Source organism: Flavobacterium sp. DG1-102-2 (genome assembly GCF_033042555.1).
GTDB lineage: Bacteria > Bacteroidota > Bacteroidia > Flavobacteriales > Flavobacteriaceae > Flavobacterium.
In genome coordinates this window covers 14,276-32,631 of the sequence record NZ_JAWLIK010000003.1, presented here as the reverse complement: position 1 = coordinate 32,631, position 18,356 = coordinate 14,276, and the positions used below count along the sequence as shown (strand labels likewise).

17 protein-coding genes are annotated in these 18,356 nt (G+C 39.7%); 13 read left to right on the top strand and 4 right to left on the bottom strand.

The features are described 5' to 3' along the window. The first annotated feature begins 235 nt into the window (after positions 1 to 235). From R1T16_RS05410 to R1T16_RS05395, 4 genes are all read left to right on the top strand, one after another. On the top strand, positions 236 to 1,957 hold the full coding sequence (locus R1T16_RS05410; protein WP_317500067.1) for a hypothetical protein: 1,722 nt from the start codon (positions 236 to 238) through the stop codon (positions 1,955 to 1,957). Further along, positions 1,950 to 2,615 (top strand): response regulator, encoded by a 666-nt coding sequence (locus tag R1T16_RS05405; protein ID WP_317500066.1) that lies wholly within the window; start codon positions 1,950 to 1,952, stop codon positions 2,613 to 2,615. The genes R1T16_RS05410 and R1T16_RS05405 overlap by 8 nt, the downstream gene beginning before the upstream one ends. 410 nt (positions 2,616 to 3,025) lie before the next feature. Continuing rightward, positions 3,026 to 3,499 (top strand): hypothetical protein, encoded by a 474-nt coding sequence (locus R1T16_RS05400; protein WP_317500065.1) that lies wholly within the window; start codon positions 3,026 to 3,028, stop codon positions 3,497 to 3,499. 288 nt (positions 3,500 to 3,787) lie between these two features. Next, entirely contained in the window at positions 3,788 to 4,261 is a 474-nt protein-coding gene (locus R1T16_RS05395) for a hypothetical protein (RefSeq protein ID WP_317500064.1), read from the top strand. A gap of 63 nt (positions 4,262 to 4,324) precedes the next feature. Here the strand turns inward: R1T16_RS05395 and R1T16_RS05390 are convergent, their stop codons facing one another. Continuing rightward, entirely contained in the window at positions 4,325 to 5,875 is a 1,551-nt protein-coding gene (locus R1T16_RS05390; protein WP_317500063.1) for an alpha-amylase family glycosyl hydrolase, read from the bottom strand. A gap of 122 nt (positions 5,876 to 5,997) precedes the next feature. Between R1T16_RS05390 and udk the strand changes: the two genes are divergently transcribed. Next, complete coding sequence (gene udk / locus R1T16_RS05385) at positions 5,998 to 6,606, top strand: uridine kinase (RefSeq protein ID WP_317500062.1); 609 nt, start codon at positions 5,998 to 6,000, stop codon at positions 6,604 to 6,606. A gap of 47 nt (positions 6,607 to 6,653) precedes the next feature. Here udk and R1T16_RS18395 read toward each other — a convergent pair whose 3' ends face one another. Then, entirely contained in the window at positions 6,654 to 6,905 is a 252-nt protein-coding gene (locus tag R1T16_RS18395) for a four helix bundle protein (RefSeq protein WP_411162021.1), read from the bottom strand. 283 nt (positions 6,906 to 7,188) lie between these two features. Between R1T16_RS18395 and R1T16_RS05380 the strand changes: the two genes are divergently transcribed. The 8 genes from R1T16_RS05380 to R1T16_RS05345 all read left to right on the top strand — a co-directional run bounded on the left by R1T16_RS05380 (position 7,189) and on the right by R1T16_RS05345 (position 15,335). Then, complete coding sequence (locus tag R1T16_RS05380) at positions 7,189 to 7,539, top strand: FtsB family cell division protein (protein ID WP_317500061.1); 351 nt, start codon at positions 7,189 to 7,191, stop codon at positions 7,537 to 7,539. 11 nt (positions 7,540 to 7,550) lie between these two features. Beyond that, positions 7,551 to 8,930 carry a methylmalonyl-CoA mutase subunit beta gene (locus R1T16_RS05375; RefSeq protein ID WP_317500060.1) on the top strand — a complete coding sequence of 460 codons (1,380 nt, stop codon included), beginning with the start codon at positions 7,551 to 7,553 and terminating at the stop codon, positions 8,928 to 8,930. Positions 8,931 to 8,940: 10 nt separating this feature from the next. Next, on the top strand, positions 8,941 to 11,076 hold the full coding sequence (scpA, locus tag R1T16_RS05370; RefSeq protein WP_317500059.1) for a methylmalonyl-CoA mutase: 2,136 nt from the start codon (positions 8,941 to 8,943) through the stop codon (positions 11,074 to 11,076). Positions 11,077 to 11,124: 48 nt separating this feature from the next. Then, positions 11,125 to 11,742 (top strand): M949_RS01915 family surface polysaccharide biosynthesis protein, encoded by a 618-nt coding sequence (locus tag R1T16_RS05365; protein WP_317500058.1) that lies wholly within the window; start codon positions 11,125 to 11,127, stop codon positions 11,740 to 11,742. A gap of 66 nt (positions 11,743 to 11,808) precedes the next feature. Further along, positions 11,809 to 13,056: a hypothetical protein gene (locus R1T16_RS05360; RefSeq protein ID WP_317500057.1), complete on the top strand. Its 1,248-nt coding sequence runs from the start codon at positions 11,809 to 11,811 to the stop codon at positions 13,054 to 13,056. Positions 13,057 to 13,116: 60 nt separating this feature from the next. Next, complete coding sequence (locus R1T16_RS05355) at positions 13,117 to 13,752, top strand: carbonic anhydrase (protein ID WP_317500056.1); 636 nt, start codon at positions 13,117 to 13,119, stop codon at positions 13,750 to 13,752. 123 nt (positions 13,753 to 13,875) lie between these two features. Next, positions 13,876 to 14,613 carry a DNA-formamidopyrimidine glycosylase family protein gene (locus R1T16_RS05350; RefSeq protein WP_317500055.1) on the top strand — a complete coding sequence of 246 codons (738 nt, stop codon included), beginning with the start codon at positions 13,876 to 13,878 and terminating at the stop codon, positions 14,611 to 14,613. Then, positions 14,610 to 15,335, top strand: coding sequence for a DUF72 domain-containing protein (locus R1T16_RS05345; protein WP_317500054.1), 726 nt, complete (start codon positions 14,610 to 14,612; stop codon positions 15,333 to 15,335). Before R1T16_RS05350 ends, R1T16_RS05345 begins: the two co-directional genes overlap by 4 nt. Before the next feature lie 40 nt (positions 15,336 to 15,375). Here the strand turns inward: R1T16_RS05345 and R1T16_RS05340 are convergent, their stop codons facing one another. Next, positions 15,376 to 17,412, bottom strand: coding sequence for an OmpA family protein (locus tag R1T16_RS05340; RefSeq protein ID WP_317500053.1), 2,037 nt, complete (start codon positions 17,410 to 17,412; stop codon positions 15,376 to 15,378). 8 nt (positions 17,413 to 17,420) lie between these two features. Further along, positions 17,421 to 18,344, bottom strand: a complete 924-nt coding sequence (locus R1T16_RS05335; protein WP_317500052.1) for a type IX secretion system membrane protein PorP/SprF — start codon at positions 18,342 to 18,344, stop codon at positions 17,421 to 17,423. Between the last annotated feature and the right edge of the window lie 12 nt (positions 18,345 to 18,356).

Genomic DNA, 18,356 nt, shown 5'->3' with positions numbered 1-18,356 from the left:
GTAAGTAAATTTAAGCAGAAATTACTACGTCTTTTACTATTTGATAGTATCGTAGTGTATGTTTATATACTTAGGCTGCGTTGCTATTAAATACCTACCGCTTTTCTTACTCATTAGCGGAGGATCAGTTTATTATAGGATAATTTATATTATCTGCCAGTATTTGTACCTAGCTGCGTTGCGGCCTGAGCATAGTATTGCATAAACTTTTTTAATAGGTTTCGTAATTAAAGGAATGAAAAATAAATTTTTAATATTGTTTGTATTGCTATTACTGCTTTGCTTTGCCAATTCCTGCAAAGACAACACGGCGCCTGTACAAAAAATATCAAATCAAAATGATATAAAAAGCCTTAACGATCTTGCTTTTTACTATGAAAACAAACATGTCTGGGACAGTGCATTTTATTACCAAAATGCCTCCAGGGTTATTTATTTAGAACACAACTATCATAAACAGGCGGCTATAAAACTATTGGCAATGGCCAATATACAACTCGTTGCAGGAGATTACACCGGAGCAGAAAATACAACAAAAGAGGCACTGCCCCTGCTTGCTGATGATACAGTCCTGTTACGCAAATCGTATCTGCTCCTGGCAGGAACTTCAAAGCATCTTTTTAACCACAGCATCGCCATTAATTATTACAATAAAGCATACAGCATTACAAAAAACACCGCTCAGCAACTGGACATTAAGCACCATATAGGGTGTAATTATATTAAAAAGGGCGAATATGAAAATGCCACAGCGGTACTTAAAGCAGCATTGGCTTCTCCACACGCTGCAAAAACACCATCTGTAAAGGCTAGCCTTCTTGACCACCTGGGGTATACTTACTTTAAGCAGGACAATAAAGAGGGGATTAACGAAATGCAGGAGGCATTAAAAATTCGCCGCGAAGCCAATGATCTTGAGGGGCAGTTTTCAAGCTTTATACACGTATCCGAATTTTACAGCGATAAAAGCAGCAAAGAGGCCAGCAATTTTGCGAAACAGGCACACGGTATCGCTGCACAACTCAATAACCCGGAATTTTCATTAAATGCGCTAACCCGGCTTATAAACTCCACACAGGGTAACGAGCTTAAGGAGTATTTAAGCGAGTATATGAATACAGAGTCGGAACTAAGAAAGTCCAGGCTCAATGTAAAAGGAAAATTTGATAAGATACTCATAGAATCGAGAAAACAGGAAGCTGAAGCATTACGGAGGAGTAATGAAAAAGAACGACAGCTTATGATGCAGATAAGCAACGGCCATAACAAATTATTACTGCTTTCGCTGATCTTTACGATATTTTCTTCACTGCTTGTGTATTACCTCATACGGATGAGACATAAACGCGAACGCCTGATGGAGGGTTATATCACCGAAACACGCCTCGCTAAAAAAATACATGACGAAATTGGCAATGAGATCTACGGCACCATCAATTACCTTTCTGCTAATAGCGATATAGAACCTGAAAAAAAGGAAAACATCATTGCAAAACTGGATGATATTTACCTGATGACCAAGAATATTTCGCGCGAAACAAATAGTATTGAAACCGGCTATCAATATCCCGAACATTTAAAATTGATGCTGAGTTCCTACTCCGGCAGTGATGTAAATATAATTGTGAAAGGCATTACAGATATTGACTGGAATGTAATTGATGCTACTAAAAAAATTGCCACTTACCGCTCGATACAGGAGTTAATGGTCAATATGAGAAAACACAGCCGGGCTACTATCGTGGCTATAACCTTTAGTCTCACCGGAAAAAAAATAGAGATAAGCTATAGCGATAATGGCCTTGGCGTATCTGCCGAAAAAATTATATACAAAAATGGGCTCCTTAACATCGAAGAACGCATAAAAGCTATAAATGGCGATGTAAACATAGACACCGCTGCAGAAAAGGGATTCCATATTACATTAACCTATCCGGCACTGAAGACTTATGTATAAAAAAACCTTAATCGCAGAAGATCTGGACAGTATAAGCCTGGGCATAACCACACTACTGGATCAGCATTTCAGAGTAAAAACAGAAAGCAGCAAATACTGCGACGATGCTTACCAGAAAATAAAAAAAGCAATCCAGGATAAAGCCCCCTTTGACCTCCTGATAACAGATCTCTCGTTTAAGCAGGACGAAAGAGACACTGTACTTACATCTGGCGAGACGCTTATTATGCAGCTGCGAAATGAAAACATTGCTATCCCTATAATAGTTTACTCGGTAGACGACAACCCCTATCTGATACGCGACTTGTTTAATAAAGGCAGTATTAACGCGTTTGTAGTTAAAGGCCGCGATGGCAATACTGAATTGCTTGAAGCCCTGCAGTCACTTAGTGAAGGCGGCATTTATATATCTCCGCAGTTTTCAAATGTACTGAAGGACAAACCTGTACTGGAACTGGATAAATATGATATTGAGATATTAAAATTATTATCCGAAGGTAACACGCAGGAAGACATAAGTGTAGTATTTAAACGAAAGGGATATCCGTCACCCAGCACGAGTAGCATTGAAAAAAAGATAAACAAATTAAAGTTTATGCTTAAGGTTCAAAACAGTATTCATCTTATCGCAGTAGCCAAAGATATGCGCCTGATTTAAACGCGTAAGAATACACTTAAATTTAAACTGCTATGCGTGCATTTCATCGATTTTAACATTTTTTTAACATTTGTTTACGGTTTTCCGTAAGTGTTTTATCGACGCCTGTCGTAACTTTATCCTTATAAGGAAACATTTTAGGAAAAATAAGGCAAAAATCATTTATAACATAAATTTACAAACATGTTAAATGTTTCTTAATGAAACATTTGAAAAAATCAAACTATAACGTTATATTTAAAACATTATAATCTGATTTCATAAAAATCATATATTAATTTTCATCGCTTACTATTAAAGACAAATATTAACCTTGCTAAAAACATTTTAATGCCTATGAAATAATACCTACAACACCTCCATATCCAACCAAACTAAACATTAAACAAACCTAAAACCTTGAACACGCTATGAAATATATAATTATCAAAGGAGCGCGGAGTTCCGGCAAAGCCGAGACTATAAATGCAGTTTGCAAAAAACTTAAACCGGAGGCAATCAAAAAAGTATACTTTTCTGAATCAGGAAGGGTGACACTTGAGAATGTGGCACCTGCTGCCGGCATAGAAGACGGTACTTATATAGTAACAGTGCGCAAAAAAAACATCCTGATGGTATCAGGCGCGCCTACTGAGCAAAAGAAAAAAATAACCAATATAATGGAATCAGTATTTAAGCTTAACCTTAAACCTGATTTTGCTATCGTGGCAATGCGCGGATTGGAAAAACTAAAAGATTTTTCTACTTCTCAGGAATTGGAAAAATTTGGAAAATGCATTTACGAAACAAAAATATGGCGGATACCATCCTACACCTTCCACACTACAGAAGAATGGAATAAACGGATATCCTATATTACAGCAATTACCCTCCACAATCTATAAAATTCTACAAGCCTAAATATTTCATCAGAGGCTCCTTTGAGCCTTTGATGAAAACATAAAACACTCATAAACATATAGATAAAAACCAAATAAGGTTATTAATCGTATATATACATTAGTTACACATCCTGCTTTCAACCGGCAGGAAGAATCCAATAACAACCACCACAAAACCAAAATCAATTATTAACTTAAATCTTCCCGAAAAAGCCTATGACAAAAGCATAACATTAAATTCCCGTACTTCAAAATCCACACCTGCTATTACTAATCAAAAAAAGCGCGACCATGAAGTATATAATTATAAAGGGAGCAAAAAGTTCTGGCAAGGCAGAGACCATTAGCGAAATATGCCAGCGGTTAAAACCTGAGGCTGTGAAGAGAGTATATTTTTCAGAATCGGGATCGGTAGCAGTAGAAAACTATCCTCCGGCAAAGAAAAATCCTGAAGGCACTTATATAGTAACCGTTAGAAAGAAAAACATACTTATAGTGTCAGGCTCGCCAACAGAACAAAAGAAAAGAATAACATCTATAGTAGAATCTGTTTTCAAGCTGAATTTTAAACCCGAATTTGCCATCATAGCAATGTGCGGGCTTGAAAAATTAAAAGACTTTTCTACTTCAAGAGAGATGGAAAAATTCGGCAAATGTATCTATGAAACCAAGATATGGAGGATACCCTCCTACAATTACCACATGACAGAAGAGTGGAATAAACGTATTTCATATATAACAGCCATAACATTACATAACCTCTGACGATAGAGAATGCAAAAAAATACCTCCGCAATGCGGAGGTATTTTTATAGTATAGCGTTGCTATTATGGTGTAAATCGCCACACCTGGACAGCATAAGGTGTCATTGTGATATCCCTGCTTTCTATCTTAAAAGCTACATTTGGCGTACCTAAAATAAGCCTGGCCCTCGTTGTGTCGAGTTGACTGTCGTTAAAGCTAACCACCTGATTGGCTCCCGAAAGGTTAATTACAACCAATGCCTGTTCATACATCGCTGTTTCTTTATTGATGTATGTTCGCATAAACGAAACGATATTATCGTTAGTATTTGTAATCTCTCTATAATTCCCTAAGGCTAACGCTGGCTGCATTCTCTTTATCTTACCAAGCTGCCGGTAATATTTAAGCAGTGAATTAGCATCTTTCTCCCCTTCTTCGGCAGATATTCCATCATTTGGTTTAAGCTCTGTTTTATCCCACCATGCACCGGAATCTTTATACCACGCAGCTAATCCTTTGCCCTGAGCTCCGGCAAACCAGTCATAAGCTTCCCTAAGCGGAATCTTATCGCCATCTTTACCCGTTTGTAATGGCTGGCCTTTCATACCAAGTTCCTGGCCATAGTAAACTGACGGCACGCCGCCAAGCAAAAAGTTTAATCCTGCGGCAGCTCTTAGCTTTCCTGCATTCATACCTTCTAACGATGCCACACGCGGTGTGTTTTCGTTTTCTATGAATACAACCGGATACTTATCTGCCGGATTTTTTACAAAAATACTGTCGGCAGCAGCAACGATCTTCTTTTTATCAAAAGACAATATACTCTCTCTTAACTTGTAGGACATAACCCTGTCGGTATTAGCCTTGGTATAAAAAGCAATACCAAAATTTTTAGTGTCGGCAGCTTCGGTAAGCAGCATTATTTTGGGGTTTACCTTTTTAAGATTCTCAAACAATGGAGCGTAAAAGCCTTTAAGCAGGTTTCCTGTTTTACCCGAACTATCAATCTTATCCTGCACATCTACTAACCTGAATCCATCTACACCATCATTAAAGTTTCCGTTTTTATCAGGGTCGGCCCAATACTGAAGCGCTTTAGTGTAATACGCTGCAACCCCGGCATTTTTAAGATTTACAGCCACAAGAGTTTCTTTAGCACCGTTATATGTAACAATCTCAGGCAGGGCGAAGGGTTTTTGATTGTTTGCATCTGTATAATAAATGTAGCTCTTGTATGCCGATTTTGTATTTTTAAACGAATCGGTGTACCAAAGGTGTTTTGTACTTACATATTGAAGGTCTATCTCCTGGTACAGCTTCATTTTTCGAAGATGAATGTTTTGGATTAAGTCGCGGTATTCCTTAAACGCACCATACTTTGGGTCTGTTTTTTCTATATCTGAAGCATACAGGTTATGATAAAAATCAGATTGGTAAACAGGGCTTAACGAAATAGTGGTTACCCCCATTTCCTGAAGGTAATCAAGCTTTTGCTGAATGCCCTTAAGATCGCCGTGGCCATCGCCATTACTGTCAAAAAAACTACGTACAAATACATGGTACATTACTTCCTGCTGGGCAGAAGCTGTGGTGAAACATAGCAAACAAAAAACAAAAGCTAGCAATCGTATCATAGGGATATTAGTTTGTTTCAAATATAAGTGATTTCTATTAGGATTTATCGTTATGATAACAGCGTAATAGCCTTTTTCCCCAGTATTTATTTTTACTTTTACACAAAATTAAACCTGCACACATGCTCATAATAGGAATAGCCGGAGGCACCGGAAGCGGAAAAACTACTGTAGTACAACAAATTATGAACGAGCTTCCGTCAGAAGAAGTGGGAATTATCTCCCAGGATTCGTATTACAGGCAGACATCCGGATTAACCTATGAAGACAGGGCAAAAATTAATTTTGACCACCCTAATGCCATCGATTTTGAATTGCTTACCGCCCATCTGGCCGAACTAAAGGCAGGAAACAACGTTGAGCAGCCGGTATATTCGTTCATAACACATAACAGGACCAGCGATACGGTTATTACGCATCCGCGAAAGGTAATGATAGTAGAAGGCATACTTATCCTGTCTGATGCTAAACTAAGGGATATGTTTGACATCAAGATATTTGTATATGCAGATCCTGATGAAAGGCTTATACGCCGTTTAAAGCGCGACATTGCCGAGCGCGGCCGTGATATGGAAGAAGTGCTGAACCGCTACCAGAATACGCTTAAACCTATGCATGAGCAGTTTATAGAGCCTACTAAAGCCCATGCAGATATCATTATTCCGCACGACAGGTATAATACTGTAGCTATTGATGTTGTAAGGGCAGTGATACATCAAAAATTGATCTAAAAGAAATTCCAAAAAATAAATTTCAAATACCAAATGGAAAAATTGAATTACAAGCTTTGAAGATTTTGTTGCGATTTTTCCAATATAGAGGAAAGGATTTTTTTTAACTCATCTGCTTCTTTTATCAAAGATGTAATATCAATTTGAAAATCAGGATTGCAGTCATTTATTAGGTTAAGCCAGTATGCCGATTCTTTCGCTTCTTTACGGCATATTTTTATCCTGTAACAAAAATCTTTTTTGCTCAAAGACTCATTAGCTTCAATATAATTTGCACCTACTGAGCCCGATGACCGAATAAGCTGTTTTCCATCCTCAATTATCTGAATTGTTTTTGGTAGTTTTTTTCATCAGCCATCTACAGTTACGCGCAAATAAAAATGTTCGCTTTTCTAAATCATATAACTTCTCTGCCATTTTTTAAAATAGATATTGTCTCTGAAAGCTAAAGTTATAGAATTTGCAGATTGAATTTTACGATTTATTTTGGAATTTATCGTTTGTGTTTTGCGATTTGTCATTTGGGGTTTAAAGTTTGTATTTTGGGATTTGTTATTTGGTATTTTGATGTAATTTAGCGGCATGAATTTTTTCAAAAAAATAACCTCCCGCTACCCTATCCTTAAGATATTAGGAAACAGGTATGTATTGGTCATTATTTTTGTGGCGGTATGGCTTACATTTCTTGACAACTACTCTTATTTTGAAAACCGCATACTCGATAAAAAAATAGAGGAACTGGAGGCCAACAAACGTTATTACCTACAGGAAATACACAAAGACAGCACAAGTATAAGGCAGTTGAGCAATCCTGACCAGACGGAAAAATATGCGCGTGAGAAGTACTACATGAAACGCGAAAATGAAGATATTTATATCATAGAATTTGAAGACAGCGTGCCTAAAGACGAAGAAGGCACAAAATCTCTTTAATATATCCCTGCATGAGCGACAACTTATTTAATGAATTTGATCCTGTATCTTCCAAGCAATGGAAACAGCAGATACAATATGAGCTTAAAGGCGCAGACTATAATGAAACCCTTGTTTGGGAAAGCCCTGAGGGTATAAAAGTGAAGCCTTTTTATCATATAGACGAATTTAAAAAAGGGCTTGCCGCCGGCGGTAAAGCTGCCGAGTTTACCATTTGCCAGAATATTTTTGTGCACGATGTAGAGAAATCGGCGGGAAGGGCTATATCTACCCTTAAGCGTGGTGCCGAAAGCCTTAGATTTACCATTGAAAGCGATAAGACAGATGTTGCAGCCTTACTATCAAAAGTGCCGAATGCTACGTCAGTGTATTTTTATTTCACGTTCTTATCAATCGATTTCGTAAAACAGCTGGATGCTATTGCCAAAGAACGAAATGCCAGCTTTTATGTTCAGCTTGACCCTATCGGACAGCTGGCCAAAGATGGTAACTGGCACACCAATCTTGAAACCGACATTGAAAATTTAAATACGATTGCCATTGCCTGCCCTAATCTTCATTTTTTAAGTGTAGATGGCAGCCTGTACCAAAATGCAGGGGCAAATATTGTACAGCAGATTGCTTACACCCTAGCGCATGCCAACGAATATTTTAACCGTGTAGCCACGATCAATAAGCCTGTGGTGCTTCAGGTGGCTGTAGGCACTAATTACTTTTTTGAAATTGCCAAGCTGCGTGCAATGAGAACACTTTTTAACCTCATCGCAACAGAATACGACCATACTTTTGACTGCCATATTATTGCAACACCTACAAAGCGCAACAAAACATTATACGACTATAATGTAAATATGCTGCGTACCACTACCGAATGCATGAGTGCCATATTAGGCGGGGCAAATACTGTTGCCAACCTTGCCTATGATGCCTTATACCATAAAGACAATGAGTTTGGTGACCGAATTGCCCGTAACCAGCTGTTAGTATTAAAACACGAAAGTTACTTCGACAAGGTTAACAATCCCGCAGACGGTGCATATTATATCGAAGAGCTTACCCATCAGCTCGCCGAAAAAGCCCTGGAGCTTTTTAAAGACATTGAAGCTAACGGTGGTTTTGTTACGCAATTAAAGGAAGGAACTATCCAAAGGAAGATAAACGAAAGCGCCGCTAAAGAGCAGGAACTGTTTGATACCGGAAAAGAAATACTATTGGGCACTAATAAATACCCTAATAAGAATGACCGCATGAGCCATGACCTGGAATTGTATCCTTTTGTAAAGATCAACCCAAGAAAAACGCTCGTTTCGGCAATTATTGAAAAAAGGCTGGCCGAAAAGATAGAACAGGAACGCCTGGAGAGTGAAAAAGCCGGTAGTCAACAGGATTAGAAGTTAAACAATGAGAAAAAACATCCAACATATAAAACTGAAACCTTTGGCCGATGCTGAAGCGGTAAACACACAGCAAAGCAGCTTTGTAACCGCCGAAGGTATTGAAGTTAAAGAAAACTATACCGAAAAGGATATCGAAAACCTGGAGCATGTTGAATTTGGCGCGGGGTTTGCACCTAACCTACGCGGACCCTACGCTACCATGTATGTGCGCCGTCCATGGACAGTGCGCCAGTATGCGGGATTCTCTACAGCCGAGGAAAGTAACGCCTTTTACCGACGCAATCTTGCTGCCGGCCAAAAAGGGCTTTCGGTGGCGTTTGATCTTGCCACACACCGCGGTTACGACAGTGACCACGAACGTGTAGTGGGCGATGTGGGTAAAGCCGGTGTTGCCATAGACAGCGTTGAGGACATGAAGGTGCTGTTTGACCAGATTCCGTTAAATGAAATGTCGGTATCAATGACCATGAATGGTGCAGTACTGCCTATTATGGCCTTCTACATCGTGGCAGCGGAAGAACAGGGCGTTGCGCCTGAACTGCTTTCGGGTACGATACAAAATGATATCCTTAAGGAATTTATGGTACGCAACACGTACATCTACCCTCCCGCCCCATCGATGAAGATCATTGCCGATATCTTTGAATACACAAGCCGCAAGATGCCAAAGTTCAACTCTATCAGTATATCGGGCTACCACATGCAGGAAGCCGGAGCCACTGCCGATATTGAACTTGCTTATACCCTTGCCGATGGTTTGGAATACATCCGTACCGGACTTGCCGCCGGCATGAAAATAGATGAATTTGCACCGCGCCTTTCGTTCTTCTGGGCTATTGGCATGAACCATTTCATGGAAATCGCCAAGATGCGCGCAGGCCGTATGCTATGGGCTAAACTATTGAAACAGTTTGAGCCTAAAGACGATAAGTCCCTTGCACTGCGTACCCATTGCCAGACCAGCGGGTGGAGCCTTACTGAGCAGGATCCGTTTAACAATGTGGCGCGTACCGCTATTGAAGCTGCCGCAGCTGCCTTTGGCGGAACACAGTCATTACACACTAACGCATTAGACGAGGCTATTGCGCTGCCAACCGATTTCTCGGCACGTATAGCCCGTAACACACAAATATTCCTTCAGGAAGAAACAAAGATTACTAAAACAGTAGACCCATGGGCAGGAAGCTATTATGTAGAAAGCCTTACCGACGAGATCGCCAAGAAAGCATGGGCGCTTATTGAAGAGGTAGAAGAACTTGGCGGTATGACAAAGGCTATTGAAGCCGGCATACCTAAACTTCGCATTGAAGAAGCCGCAGCACGCAAACAGGCGCGTATAGACAGCAGCCAGGATATCATTGTGGGCGTAAACAAATACCGTTTAGAGAAAGAAGATCCGCTGCACATCCTGGATGTAGACAACCAGATGGTGCGACGTCAGCAGATTGAACGCCTTGATCGCATTAAAGCCACACGCGATAGCCAAAAAGTGGCAGATTGCCTTGCAAAGCTTACCCAATCGGCTACAACAGGCGAAGGGAATTTACTGGAACTGGCTGTAGACGCGGCACGCAACAGGGCTACACTGGGCGAGATAAGCGATGCACTTGAATCCATATTCGGACGATATAAAGCACAAATTAAATCATTTAGCGGAGTGTACAGCAAAGAGATTAAAAACGACGAGAGCTTTGAAAAAGCAAAACAGCTGGCAGACCGGTTTGCTAAGCTGGAAGGCCGCCGACCAAGGATAATGATTGCCAAGATGGGCCAGGACGGGCACGACCGCGGCGCTAAAGTGGTGGCTACAGGTTATGCCGACGTAGGTTTTGATGTAGACATCGGCCCGTTATTCCAAACACCGGCTGAGGCTGCAAAACAAGCTGTTGAGAACGACGTTCACATCCTGGGCGTATCTTCTTTAGCCGCAGGGCATAAAACGCTTGTGCCGCAGGTTATTAAAGAACTGAAAAAATACGGCCGAGAAGATATTATGGTTATCGTAGGCGGCGTTATACCGGCACAGGATTATCAATACCTTTTTGATAGTGGTGCAGTAGCTGTCTTTGGCCCCGGCACGAAAATAAGCGAAGCCGCGATCAAAATACTTGAGGTACTTATAGAAGGATTTGAAGAATAAAAGAAACACCTGATAATGTTTATCAGGTGTTTCTTCTTATATTTAAGTATGAAAAAATCACTTTTCTTCTTTTTGTTATCTATCCAATGCTTTTCTCAGATAAAGACAATTGCTGTAAAAGCCGGAGATATCCCTAGATCAATATCATATACTGGGAATATCATTAAGGCATTGCGTTATACTGATAAGCTTGGCGATAACCTGCTTATAACTACAGAAACCGGTGTTAAAGATGACCCCTACCAGCAAGACGGACAGAACACCGACAGTGCAGAACTGTTTGCATATCACTATACCCTAAAAAACGGCACATGGACACTAAACTGGAAGATATACGACTTTGTGAAGGAATGCCCCGTTAATGTTGTTGCGCAATACATTAAAAATGCTATTACGATAACAGATATTGATAACGATAAGACTGCAGAAGTATGGCTTACCTATCTGCTTGCATGCCATGGCGATGTAAGTCCGTGCGATATGAAGGTCATCATGTATGAGAATGGTAAAAAATATGCCATGCGCGGCGAGAACAGGATTCAGGCGGGAGAGAATTTTTATATGGGAGGCGAATACAAATTTGACAAAGTCTTTAACGAAGGTCCCAAACAGTTTAGGGGCTATGCTGAAAAACTCTGGAATAAATATAAAAATCCACGGCCATAATAAAGTGTCCCAATTTTACAATCCTATCATTCTAAAACTATAGAAATTTGGAGAAAAGCTATAACCATGAATGCCAATACACTTTTACGCGTTTTTCTTCTGTCAGTTTTAATTCCGCTTCTATCTCATTCACAAGACAATAAAGAGGAATACCTCAAAAATAATTCGTCAGTTTTAAATTCATCCTATACTTTTCCACAGCAAAGTTTTAATATAATTGGCTTTGGTGCCTACCACGGCAGTGCAAAAACCGAAGATGCCGAATTACTGCTTTTGCAATCGGTCATAAAGAATAATCAGACTGCGTATTATTTCCCTGAAACAGATATCAGCATTGCCCATTATTTTGATGAATACCTAAAATCAGGCGACGAAGAATTGCTCAGAAGCCTGGTAGAAACCTATGGAGCCCGTGTTCCGCAGGAAAGGACTATTGAAGTTTTTACTAAATGGAAAAAGCTGAAAGCAATAAATGACAAGCTGCCTAAAAATAAAAAGATAACCGTTTTAGGCGCCGATCCCATCGTTACTTACCATTTTACATACAGGCACCTGCTTTCGCTCATAAAAAACAGCAGTAAACGGACAATACTAAAAGAACTTCAAAATACAGTTGAAAAAGACACCACCGACTTCTCCCCTTACTATGACAGTTACGCAAAAGGACAGTTGAAAAAGTTTGTTGCCGATTATGAGGCCAACAAAAAAATCTACCTCCCATTACTTGAAGATACCGTCCTGTTTGATCATCTAATTGCAACGATAAAAGTAAGTTTTGGAGATTATAAACGTGAAAAAGAGATGTTCAACAATTATGCTGCTCTCGCTAAGATGTACAGTCTGAAAGATAAAGTCCAGTTTTTCAGGCTAGGTTTTGGACATCTGCTAAAATCAAAAGAAGGAAGTTATGAAAGCTTCTTTTCTATGCTGTCTGCCAATGTATATTCGAAAGATAAGATCATTTCGGTTATCGGTTATCTTACTAAGTCGGAAGTTATTTGGGAAGATAAATACAAGGATGGTGAATATATATCATCTATAAATATGGGCGATGAAGGCATAGGCGACAGCCCAAATGAATATTTTAGAGGCATCGACAAGCTGAAAAAAACCAAGGTAGCCGACCTTACCATTTTCCGCCTAAATGCAAAAAGCAGTCCGTACAGTCTAATGGGCAGTGACCTTATTGAAGTTATTGAAACTCCGCAGAAAAGAAAGGTAGATTATAGTGTTAATGCTACTACCGATTTTGTAGATTATGCCATTTTAATAAGCAATTCTCCTGCATCAAAATCTATTTACAGCAAGCCTTAAACTTTATTTAGAGTTATTTTAAGGATTAATTCTTATTTTTGAGTTACAAAACTCACTACTATGGATATTAAACAGATCTTTAAAAACAACGAAGCATGGATTTCAAAACACAGGGAATCTAACGATCATTATTTTGAAAAATTATCAGAAGGCCAGGCTCCTTCAATACTTTACATAGGATGTTCAGACAGCCGTGTTACCGCAGAAGAAATTATGGGCCTTCAGCCTGGTGATGTTTTTGTACACCGTAACATTGCTAACCTGGTTCCTAATACAGATTTGAGTGCCATGTCGGTTATTAATTATGCGGTTAGCGTACTGAAAGTTGACCATGTGGTAGTTTGCGGCCACTATGGATGTGGTGGTATAAAGGCTGCTATGGAATCGTCTGACCTTGGTATACTTAACCCCTGGCTGCGTAACATACGTGATGTATACCGTATACACCGTGCCGAACTTGATGCTATAACTGATGAGCACCAACGCTACCAGCGTCTTGCGGAACTTAACGTACAGGAGCAGTGTATCAACACTATTAAGACAGCCGAAGTACAGCGTGCTATTTCCGAAAGGCAGCTTACCGTACACGGATGGATATTTGATATAAGCACCGGTACCCTGAAAGATCTTAATATAGACTTTGTAGGGATCATGAAAGATTTCGTTCAGATCTACACAATAGGATACAAACAATAAAAGACAACCCGCTAAAAAATTTTAGCGGGTTATTTTTTTACCTAAAGCACAACTTCGTTAAACTTCTCCAAACCAAAAATGGGTTCTGTAAATTACATCGTAACTTTAGGTAAAATATAACCCATGCCCGAAGGACCATCTATAATTATTGCAAAAGAAGATATCGCCGGGTTTGCCGGCAAAAAGGTAATTGATGCCTCAGGCCTCGCAAAAATTGATTTTGACAGGCTGGAAAATAAAGTGATTACCGATATCAGGTCATGGGGCAAACACCTGCTTATCTGCTTTGATGATTTTACTATTCGTATTCACTTTATGCTGTTTGGCAGTTACCTGATTAACGAACGCAAAGCTACAAACACCAATCCCAGCCTACGCCTAACCTTTGACGATAGTGAGCTTAATTTTCATACCAGTTCTGTAAAGTTATTAGAAGGAGATATTGACACCCACTATGCATGGGATGAAGACATCATGAACGATGCATGGGATGCTGAAAAAGCAGTCGATAAAATTAAAAAAGTTCCCGATAAGCTAGTATGCGATGCTTTACTGGAACAGGATATTTTTGCCGGAGTTGGCAACATTATTAAAAATGAAGTTCTATACCGTGTACGTATACATCCCGAATCTAAGGTAGGCAAACTGTCTAATGCAAAAACCCATGAGCTGATTGAAGAAGCGCGCAATTACAGCTTTGATTTCCTGAAATGGAAAAAAGCTGGCGTACTGAAAAAGAACTGGCTGGCGCACACCAAAAAAATATGCAAAAGATGCGACCTGCCTATCATTAAAGAATATACAGGTGTAAAAAAACGCAGGAGCTTTTACTGTACAAACTGCCAGGTGCTTCACTCATGAAAAATAAAATACACATAGGGCTATCGGCTTTTAATAACAGCTATTGGAAGGGCATTTTCTATCCGGAAGACCTCCCCGCCTCAAAACGTTTCGACTACTATTGCCAACACTTTTCTACCTATGAGATCAACGCTACTTTTTATAAATTCCCAACAGATAAAAGCATGAAGGCATGGTACGACAAAAGTCCGGATGGCTTTCTCTTTTCGGTAAAAACACCAAAGACCATAACGCACCTAAAGAAATTTATTGATGCACAATCTGAAATTAATGAATTCTATAAAATTTGTAGTGATAACCTAAGAGAAAAACTTGGATTTGTACTCTTTCAGCTGCCGCCAAGTTTTAACTACACCCCTGAACGGCTTACCCTGATTATTGAAAGCCTGGACATGAACTTTAAAAACGTTGTGGAATTTAGAAACGAAAGCTGGTGGATACCCGAAGTTTTTGAAGCTTTTACCATACAAGGCATCATATTTTGCAGCGTAAGTTACCCTAAGCTTTCATCGGATATTGTAAACACGACACATTCGGTGTATGTCAGGCTGCACGGTGTGCCAAAATTATTCTATTCGGCATACAGCGATGAAGAATTAGAGGTAATGTTTAAAGCTATTACTGAAGACACGTCTATTAAAGATGCTTACATCTATTTTAATAATACAGCCGGCAAGGAAGGTATCATCAACGCATTACGGCTAAAAGAGCTGACTTTATAAACAAACAAAGCCATCTTATACAGATGGCTTTGCCGTTATCTTAAAGATCTGTGATTATAAATTCACTTCTCCTATTCTGCTGATGCTCTTTCTCAGTACATTTAACCCAGTCGGCACATTTATTCAAGAGCTGGCTTTCACCATATCCTTTTGCCGTAAGGCGTTTAGAGTCGACACCTTTTTTAATCAGGTACGCCATGATTGCCCTTGCCCTGTTTTCAGACAACAGCTGATTTTGTCTTTCCGGCCCTCTCGAATCAGTATGCGACCTGATATCAATCCTTACAGAGGTGTGATCTTTCATAAAGATAACGACCTTATCAAGCTGTTTTGCTGCATCGGGGCGTATATTATATCTTCCTGTATCAAAATAAATATGTTCTATCCTGAATTTTTTCGCTAGGTCAAGCCCTATTACAGGTACTGCATTTGCATATAAATTCTCAGGTTCAACTTCAACCGGTTTCTCTGGTTTTGCTAATAGTACAGGCAATACCACATCGCCTTCGGCTTGTGTAATGGCTACTGGTAAATCCTGCGGTATGTAATCGGCAAATGCGACCTTAACGGTATATGCCCTTTCGCAGTCAACACCAAAATAATATACTCCGGAATTGTCTGTAGTAAGTTCCTCCATAAGGTTCTCATCAGAATCATACAGTGAAACTTTTACACCTTCAAGTACTTTTTTAGTGGCCTTATCTGAAACTATACCTGAGATAAACTGCCTGCATGTAAAATCTAATGCAATGTATTCTGTAAGGCTGTATATATCATCATATCCAATTCCACTTGTCCTGTTTGAGGTAAAAAAGCCTGTACGGGTTTCTTCGTTTATGATAAATGCAAAATCATCAAAGTGGCTGTTTATTGGCTGGCCTACATTTATCGCCTTTACAAACGTACCGTCGGGTTGCAGCTTTGCTACAAAAACATCAAGGCCGCCAAGACCGGGATGCCCGTCTGAAGCGAAGTATAATTTATCTACAGTTACAAACGGAAAAGTTTCCCTTGATTCTGTATTTATACCCGGACCTAGATTTTCGGGAGCTCCATAGGTACCATCTTCATTAATGCTTACGCTGTAAATGTCAGACAGACCGTAACCACCCGGCATGTCAGATGCAAAATATAAAGTCTGTCCGTCGGGGCTCAGGCATGGATGGGCAGTATTATAGCTATTGCTTGTAAACGGCAGTTCTTTTATATTCTTCCATTTATCGCCATCGGCCTCCGCCCTGTATATTTTTAAAAGTATATGGTCTTTATCATCTTTTTGAGTCTTACCGTCGCTAAAATTATTTCGGGTAAAATACATTACCTGCTTATCTTTAGTAAAGGCAGGCGTAGACTCATGGAACTTAGACTGTACCCTTTGCGAAAATTTAACCGGTTTTACAAGATCGCCCTTTGATGTAATTTCAGAGACATATAGCGCTGTAAACGATTTCTTAGTCCAGCGGTCTTTACGCTCGGTTACTCCAAGGCTGTCCCTGTTAGATGCAAATACAACCATGTTATCGCCATAAAAAGCAGGGCCATAATCTGACACGGTTGTGCTTGCACCCGTATTTTTCACTTTATACCTTCCCGAATTACTTTCGATGGCATTAAGGTAGTTTTTATTTTTTTCGAATAACTCTGCTCTTTGGTCATCCCCTTTTATCTGAGCATATTGCTCTAAAAGCTGATTGGCATCATCATACTTACCCACTGTTTTTAACGATTGGGCCAATTTATAATAATAGTCAGGCTCAATTATTTCTTTTTTAAGCTTAAAAAGTTCCCTGTACCATCGTACTGCCTGGTCTGCTTCATTTTTTGCATAATAAGCATCGCCAAGTTTTTTATACAGAGAAGCCGTCCTGTATCCCCTCTCTTCAAGTTTAAGGTATACTTTTATGGCCTCATCATAATTGTATCTGTCAGTCAGGTTTTCGGCTTTTTCCATTTTAGCCTCGCCATTCTTAACCTTTTCCTGTTTTGCTTTTTCTTTCTTACTTAATTTCTGTGCCGTCATTTCAGAAGGCATAGCAAACATAAATATGAAAAATGCGATGTAGTATATTTTTTTCATAATGCCTCTTAGAAGAATCGCGGATTCATAACCTTTTCATATTTTCTGAACAGCTCAAAACGGAGGAATATCTCGTGCGAACCAGAGTTGTAGTTTGCCAGTTTTGTTGTTTCTGTATCATAAGTATATCCTATGAATAGGCCATCCGTAACCTGAAACCCCGCAAGCGCACTCACAGCTGCATCCCAGCGGTAAGCTATACCAAGGGTAAACCTGTCGTTGTATAAAACGTTTGCCGTAAGGTCTAATTGTACAGGCGCTCCTTCTACAATTTTTGCAAGGGCAGCCGGTTTTAACTTCCAGTTGTAGGCGAGGTCAAAGACATGACCCGCCATAGCATAAACGTGAAAACTTTCTCTGGCAACAGAAATATCATTATCCTGGTAATGCTGTGTTTCAAGTATATTAGGAACCGATAGCCCCAAATACGTTTTATCAGAATACATATAGGCACCTGCACCTACATTTGGAGTAAGCTTGTTTACTATATTATTCTGGAATCGCGGATCGTTAGGATCGTAAATGTTAAGCTTTGTAAAATCTACATTGAATAATTGCAGAGATCCCTTAAGGCCTAATGCCAGTTTATAGTCGTCGTTTACTTTTATGGTATACGAGAAATCTCCGGAGATAAGGTTTGTATCTGTAGGGCCAATCTTGTCGTTAACAAATGTAAAACCAAGGCCTACGTTTCTGCCCACAGGAGCATTTACCGAAGCTGCATTTGTTACCGGGGCACCATCCAGTCCTACCCATTGTGCACGGTGAAGTCCAAAAATAGTTGTTACACCCCTGGATCCTGCATAGGCGGGGTTTATATTAACGGGGTTGTACATATACTGCGTATATTGGGGGTCCTGCTGAGCCCATAGCGCACTTTGGCTAAATAAAAGGCTTAGTAAAGCTATACACTTTAAATGTTGTATTCTCATTATTTTTTTTAA